8 protein-coding genes are annotated in these 6,000 nt (G+C 70.4%); 2 read left to right on the top strand and 6 right to left on the bottom strand.

Going from position 1 to position 6,000, the window contains the following annotated elements:
• The 3 genes from AB0903_RS15295 to AB0903_RS15285 form a co-directional block, all read right to left on the bottom strand.
• Nucleotides 1-95: 6-phosphofructokinase (locus tag AB0903_RS15295; protein WP_366702851.1), on the bottom strand; the 95-nt coding region annotated here is incomplete at its 3' end.
• A 187-nt stretch (nucleotides 96-282) separates the two neighbouring features.
• Complete coding sequence (locus AB0903_RS15290; protein WP_366702839.1) at nucleotides 283-1,011, bottom strand: glutamine amidotransferase; 729 nt, start codon at nucleotides 1,009-1,011, stop codon at nucleotides 283-285.
• Nucleotides 1,012-1,040: 29 nt separating this feature from the next.
• Nucleotides 1,041-2,279 carry a MurT ligase domain-containing protein gene (locus tag AB0903_RS15285; protein ID WP_366702837.1) on the bottom strand — a complete coding sequence of 413 codons (1,239 nt, stop codon included), beginning with the start codon at nucleotides 2,277-2,279 and terminating at the stop codon, nucleotides 1,041-1,043.
• A gap of 149 nt (nucleotides 2,280-2,428) precedes the next feature.
• Between AB0903_RS15285 and def the strand changes: the two genes are divergently transcribed.
• The gene (def, locus tag AB0903_RS15280) at nucleotides 2,429-2,992 is read left to right on the top strand and encodes a peptide deformylase (protein WP_366702835.1); all 564 of its coding nucleotides are present in this window, start codon (nucleotides 2,429-2,431) and stop codon (nucleotides 2,990-2,992) included.
• 101 nt (nucleotides 2,993-3,093) lie between these two features.
• Here the strand turns inward: def and AB0903_RS15275 are convergent, their stop codons facing one another.
• Nucleotides 3,094-3,729, bottom strand: a complete 636-nt coding sequence (locus AB0903_RS15275; protein ID WP_366702834.1) for a TetR family transcriptional regulator — start codon at nucleotides 3,727-3,729, stop codon at nucleotides 3,094-3,096.
• A gap of 165 nt (nucleotides 3,730-3,894) precedes the next feature.
• On the opposite strand from AB0903_RS15275, the gene AB0903_RS15270 reads away from it, so the two are divergent.
• Nucleotides 3,895-5,124 (top strand): acyl-CoA dehydrogenase family protein, encoded by a 1,230-nt coding sequence (locus tag AB0903_RS15270; protein WP_366702832.1) that lies wholly within the window; start codon nucleotides 3,895-3,897, stop codon nucleotides 5,122-5,124.
• A gap of 66 nt (nucleotides 5,125-5,190) precedes the next feature.
• Here AB0903_RS15270 and AB0903_RS15265 read toward each other — a convergent pair whose 3' ends face one another.
• Both AB0903_RS15265 and AB0903_RS15260 read right to left on the bottom strand, forming a co-directional pair.
• Nucleotides 5,191-5,427, bottom strand: coding sequence for a hypothetical protein (locus tag AB0903_RS15265; RefSeq protein WP_366702830.1), 237 nt, complete (start codon nucleotides 5,425-5,427; stop codon nucleotides 5,191-5,193).
• A gap of 75 nt (nucleotides 5,428-5,502) precedes the next feature.
• A complete protein-coding gene (locus tag AB0903_RS15260; protein WP_366702828.1) occupies nucleotides 5,503-5,988 on the bottom strand; it encodes a glutathione peroxidase in 486 nt (161 codons plus the stop codon).
• Nucleotides 5,989-6,000: the final 12 nt, after the last annotated feature.

Raw genomic sequence — 6,000 nt, 5'->3', positions numbered from 1 at the left:
TCACCGTGGTCGACTACGGCGCGGTGCACGACGGAACGGATGACGGCGTTCAGACCGGGGCAGTCGCCGCCGGAAGTGAGCACACCAATGCGCATGGCCCGAAAACCTTTACAACGTGGGCGGACTCCCGGACCACGTCGTCCGGTCGGTTCCGTGCCACCCTACCGGCGCCGGGAGGGTGTTCCGAAACAGACGTCCGCCTGGTGGGACCGTGCTCACGGCCCCCTCGCTCAGCTGAGCGAAGGGGCCGCAGAATGGGTGCTCGGGTGAGCGGAAGGACCGTCAGGCGGGCTGCGTCGCGGCCGTGATCCGCTCCGCACGCAGCGCCTCGTACCACCGGTCGTCGGTCGGCGGCAGCGCGTTCACGTCGAGGGCCAGCTTCAGCAGCAGATCGGCGATCTGCGGGTTGCGGGCCATGACGGGGCCGTGCATGTAGGTGCCGAAGACGGTTTCGTTGTACGCGCCCTCCGTGCCGTCCCCCGTGCCGTTGCCCCGGCCGAGGACGGTCCGGGCGAACGGGCGGGCCGTCGGTCCGAGATGGGTGATGCCCTGGTGGTTCTCGAAGCCCGTCAGCTGCGGCAGCCCCAACTGAGGGTCGATGTCCGCCAGCACGTCACCGACGCAGCGCTCGCCCTCGCCACGGGTGGAGACCACGTCGATCAGCCCGAGACCGGGCTCGCGCTCGCCGAGGTCGTTGATGAACTCGTGGCCGAGGATCTGGTAGCCCGCGCACACCGAGAAGATGATGGCGCCGTTGGACGCCGCCCGGCTCAGACCGCCGTCGCGGCGCAGCCGCTCGGCCGCGAGCCGCTGCGGACGGTCCTCGCCGCCGCCGATCAGGTAGATGTCGCCGGACGTCGGCACCGGCTGGTCGCTGCGCACGTCGATCCGCATCACATCGAGGCCGCGCTGCCGGGCACGGCGCTCGACGACGAGGGCGTTGCCCTGGTCGCCGTAGGTGCTGAGCAGATCCGGGTAGACCCACACCAGACGCAGGCTGCTGTCACTCATTCTCATCAGTCCTCTTCGTCCGTCCGCCGTCAGTTGCCGACGCGGCGGCGCACGTCCTGGAAGGCGGTGTAGTTGGCGATCAGCTCGATCCGGCCGGGCGGGGCGCTCTGCACCGCCTCGTCGACCGACTCGCACACCCGGAAGTCCAGACCCGCGACCTCGAGCCGGACCGCGAGGTCCAGCCTGCGGTCGCCGATCACCATGATCGGATGGCCGGCGAGCCGGGTGTAGTCGACGTCCCACAGCCAGGAGGTGTCCGTGCCGTCCGCGCCGCGGGCGTTGACGGACAGGATCACCGGCGTCGGCGGGGGGTCGATCAGCGAGAACGTCTCGAGCCAGCCGGCCGGGTTCTTCGCCAGCAGCAGCCGCACGTCCCGGCCGAGGAAGGAGACCACGTCGTACCGTCCGGCGACGGCCTGCACCTGGTACATGCGCTCCAGGGCGACCTGCGGCGGCACGCCGAAGCCTGCGGCCACGGCGGCGGAGGTGGCGGCGTTGGCCTTGTTGGCGCGGCCCGGCAGTTGGAGGTGGATCGGCCAGGCCGAACCGTGCGGGTCGATGACGTGGTCACCGCTGAGCACCCAGCTCGGGGCGGGGCGGCGGAATCCGCACTCGCCGCAGAACCAGTCGTCGCCGGGGCGCTGCATCACGCCGCCGCAGGACGGGCAGGACCAGGCGTCGTCCTTCCACTCCTGTCCGGCGGCCACCCACACCACGTTCGGCGAGGAGGACGCGGCCCACACCACGAGCGGGTCGTCCGCGTTGGCGATGATCATCGCCTTCGAACCGGAAAGGCCCTCGCGCCACTTCTCGGCCAGCATCCGGGTCTCCGCCGCGCGGTCCAGCTGGTCGCGCGAGAGGTTCAGCAGCGCGATGGCCTTCGGTGTCACATCCCTCGCCACACCGGCGAGGTACTTCTCGTCGACCTCGATCACACCGAACCGGGCGTCCGAGCCGCCGGCCAGCGCCGACGTGATGCCCGCGGGCATGTTGGCGCCGAGCGCGTTCGACACGACCGGGCCGCTGGCGCGCAGCGCCTCCGCGATGAGCCTGGTCGTCGTGGTCTTGCCGTTGGTCGCAGAGACAAGGACCACGTCCAGGTGCTGCGCCAGCCTCTTCAGCAGATCGGGGTCGAGCTTGAGCGCCACCCGGCCGCCGATCACCGATCCGCTGCCTCGCCCGGCGGCGCGGGACACCGCTGCTGCGGCCTTGCCCGCCGTCACGGCCAGCTTGGCTCGCGGCGTCAGGGGCTCCGAGTTGCCTGACATCGTCCTTGATCCTCCTTGCGTCGGTCCGGACTCAGCCTATCCAGCTCCGGCAGGCCGCCCGTACCGCGGCACCGTCGGAAAACGTGGAGGTCACGGACGAAGCCGGGCGCGGGGTAAGCGGACCATACGGGGAACGTACGCTGGGCGCCATGCGAAACCGGTCGATCCCCGGCAGTACCGGACGCGTCAGGCCCATGAGTCTGCTCGCGGACCCGGTGCTGCACGCCCCCTGCGAGCCCGTCACCGACTTCGGGCCCGGTCTCGCGGAACTCGTCGAGGACCTCTTCGCGACGATGTACGCGGCGCAGGGTGTCGGGCTCGCCGCGAACCAGGTCGGCGTGGGGCTTCAGGTCTTCGTCTACGACTGCCCCGACGACGAGGACGTCCGCCATCTCGGACACGTCGTCAACCCCGCACTGGTGGCCGCGGACGGCGTCACCGTCCGCGGCCCCGAGGGCTGCCTGTCCCTGCCGGGCCTCGAGGCCGCGACGGAACGCCACGACCGGGCGGTGGTGGAGGGGATGACCTCTGACGGCGAGCCGGTGCGGGTGGAGGGTGCGGGCTTCTTCGCGCGGTGCCTGCAGCACGAGTGCGACCACTTGGAGGGGCTGGTCTACGCGGACCGGCTTCCCCGGTGGCGCCGGGCCCGGCTCGGCCGTGCGGTCCGGAAGGCGCCGTGGGGTACGGCGGAGCGGGTGGCGCGGCTGCTGTGAGACGGGCGGGCCCCGGCCCCGCCGGCATAGGAGGCGAGGGGTTCCGGTGGAGCCCCCGGGCCACCGGGCTGGGTGAGGGGCTGCGGGTAAGGGGGCGGGGGTCAGAAGCCCGGGCCGCCCACGCGGTCGTTGACCGCGAACAGCCGGCCGCACAGCAGATCCGTCAGCGTCTCCACCAGCTCAGCTCGCGAGCACGGGCGTTCGCCCAGCCACCAGTCGCCCGCCGCGTGCATCATGCCGACGATGCCGTGGCCCCACACCCGGGCCACGAGTTCGCCCGAGGGGCCCAGGTCGACGCGTTCGGCGATCACGTCGCCGAGTTCCTCGCCGAGGCGGCGCAGCAGCGGCGCCGAGTGGCGGCCCACGTCGAAGCCCGCCTCCGAGGAGTGGCCGTCCTCCGCCGGGTGCATCAGGAAGCGGTACACCTGCGGGCGCGCCTCGATCGCGGCGAGATAGGTGTCGAGTGTGCCGGCGACCCGCTCGCGGCGGTCCACGTCCGCGTCGACGGCTACCTGAAGGGCCCTCAGCAGCGCGTCGGTGTGACGTTTGGCCAGCGCCCGGTAGAGCCCGCTCTTGTCGCCGAAGTGCCGGTAGAGGATGGGCTTGGTGATGCCGGCCTCGGCGGCAATGGCGTTCATGGAGGCGTGGGGGCCGTCCCGGAGCACTACCCGGTCGGCGGCTTCGAGGAGTTCCCGACGCCGCTGGTCCGCCGACCGCTGCTGTTGTGTGGTCTCCATGTGCTTCTCCCCGCCCGGACGATTGCGTGACGCCTGCGCAACGTAACACCCTGCCGGTGCGCACACGTGATCGGGCCATGGCTGGTTGACAGGGGCTACCAGTCGGTAACACACTCTTGTTACCGCAGGTAACATGCACGTCATCGCCGTACCACTGGAGGGGACATGACCGAGTTCACGCTCGATCTGAACGACGACCAGAAGCAGGTCCGTGACTGGTTGAACGGATTCGCCAGGGACGTCATGCGCCCCGCCGCCGCCGAGTGGGACGAGCGTGAGGAGACCCCGTGGCCGGTCATCCAGGAAGCGGCCAAGATCGGAATCTACTCCCTCGACTTCTATGCCCAGCAGTTCTTCGACCCCACCGGCCTCGGCATCCCCATGGCGATGGAGGAGCTGTTCTGGGGTGACGCCGGCATCGCGCTGTCGATCGTCGGGACCGGCCTCGCCGCCGTCGGCGTCCTCGCCAACGGCACCGAGGAGCAGATCGGCACCTGGATCCCGCAGATGTACGGCGATGCCGACGATGTCAAGGTTGCCGCCTTCTGCTCCTCGGAGCCGGACGCCGGCTCCGACGTCGCTTCCATGCGCACCCGCGCCGTCTACGACGAGGCCAAGGACGAATGGGTCCTGAACGGCACCAAGACCTGGGCCACCAACGGCGGCATCGCCAATGTCCATGTCGTCGTCGCGGTCGTCGACCCGGAGCTGGGTTCCAAGGGCCATGCCTCGTTCATCGTCCCCCCGAACACCCCGGGCCTGTCCCAGGGGCAGAAGTTCAAGAAGCACGGCATCCGCGCCTCCCACACCGCGGAGGTCGTCCTCGAGGACGCCCGCGTCCCCGGCAGCTGCCTGCTCGGCGGAAAGGAGAAGCTGGACGAGCGCCTCGCCAGGGCCCGCGAGAAGGCCAGGGCGGGCGGCGGCGAGAGGGTGAAGAACGCCGCGATGGCCACGTTCGAGGCATCCCGCCCGGCCGTCGGCGCCATGGCCGTCGGCACCGCCCGCGCCGCGTACGAGGTCGCGCTCGACTACGCGAAGACCCGCGAGCAGTTCGGCCGCCCGATCATCGACAACCAGGGCATCGCCTTCCAGCTCGCCGACATGCGGACGCAGATCGACGCCGCACGGCTCCTGGTGTGGCGGGCCTCCTGGATGGCGACCACCGGCAAGCAGTTCACCTCCGCCGAGGGTTCCATGTCCAAGCTGTTCGCCAGCGAGACCGCCAAGAAGGTCACCGCCCAGGCCATCCAGATCCTCGGTGGCAACGGCTACACCCGCGAGTACCCGGTGGAGCGCATGCACCGCGACGCCGCCATCTACACGATCTTCGAGGGCACCAGCGAGATCCAGCGCCTGGTCATCGCCCGCACCCTGGCGGGCATGCCCATCCGCTGACCCCACCGGACCACGGCGAAGGCTCCGACCCGTCCCCGAAGCCCGGAGCCTTCGCCGTCGTCCGTCTCAGCGGCGGATCAGTTTGTCGATCAGCAAGGCCGGGAGCAGCAGGACGACGAACCCGAGCTTGAACAGCACGGGAGCCACCACCAGTCCCAGCACGATGCCGAGGACGAGGGACTCGTACGGCATCTCGTAGCCGATCAGCGGCAGCGTGCCGCCGGTGAACGCCTCGTAGGCCGACCACGCCCCGAGCAGCAGCCCGAGCAGCCCGCCTACGAGCCCCGCACCGACAGGCCACATGGCCTCGCTTCCGCGAAACCCTGTCACAACGCCCCCTCCGGAAAATGCCGTGCCGGCCATCACTCCCTGCGATGCCTAGGCAGACAGCAGCGCCTCGATCGCCGCCAGGAGCTGCGGGGACTCGGGCTCCGTGCCGGGACGGAAACGGGTCACCTCGCCCCGCGGGGAGACCAGGAACTTCTCGAAGTTCCACTGGACGTCGCCCGCTTCGCCCTCCGCGTCCGCGACCTTCGTGAGCTCCGCGTACAACGGGTGACGGGCCTCGCCGTTCACGTCGGTCTTCTCCAGCAGTGGGAAGGACACGCCGTACGTCGCCGAACAGAAGGTGGCGATCTCCTCCGCGCTGCCCGGCTCCTGCCCCCCGAACTGGTTGCAGGGCACGCCCAGCACCGTGAAGCCCCGGTCGCCGAACTCCTTCTGCAGCCGCTCCAGGCCCGCGTACTGCGGCGTCAGCCCGCACTTGGAGGCCACATTGACCACCAGGACCGTACGGTCCCGGAACTCGGCCAGCGACGTCGGATCGCCGGACAGGGTGCGCAGCGGGATGTCGTACAGGGTCATCGAAACTCCTCA

The organism is Streptomyces sp. NPDC048389, from assembly GCF_040706335.1.
In the GTDB taxonomy this organism is placed as follows: Bacteria; Actinomycetota; Actinomycetes; order Streptomycetales; family Streptomycetaceae; genus Streptomyces.
The sequence above is the reverse complement of the archived record's forward strand: the minus strand, read 5'-3'. Positions and strand labels throughout refer to the sequence as shown.

What these genes read in the sequence shown, in the direction of transcription:
- def (WP_366702835.1), top strand. Translation starts at nt 2,429, where the DNA reads ATGCGAAACCGGTCGATCCCCGGCAGTACCGGACGCGTCAGGCCCATG.
- AB0903_RS15260 (WP_366702828.1), bottom strand. Translation starts at nt 5,988, where the DNA reads ATGACCCTGTACGACATCCCGCTGCGCACCCTGTCCGGCGATCCGACG.
- AB0903_RS15290 (WP_366702839.1), bottom strand. Translation starts at nt 1,011, where the DNA reads ATGAGTGACAGCAGCCTGCGTCTGGTGTGGGTCTACCCGGATCTGCTC.
- AB0903_RS15275 (WP_366702834.1), bottom strand. Translation starts at nt 3,729, where the DNA reads ATGGAGACCACACAACAGCAGCGGTCGGCGGACCAGCGGCGTCGGGAA.
- AB0903_RS15285 (WP_366702837.1), bottom strand. Translation starts at nt 2,279, where the DNA reads ATGTCAGGCAACTCGGAGCCCCTGACGCCGCGAGCCAAGCTGGCCGTG.
- AB0903_RS15265 (WP_366702830.1), bottom strand. Translation starts at nt 5,427, where the DNA reads ATGTGGCCTGTCGGTGCGGGGCTCGTAGGCGGGCTGCTCGGGCTGCTG.
- AB0903_RS15270 (WP_366702832.1), top strand. Translation starts at nt 3,895, where the DNA reads ATGACCGAGTTCACGCTCGATCTGAACGACGACCAGAAGCAGGTCCGT.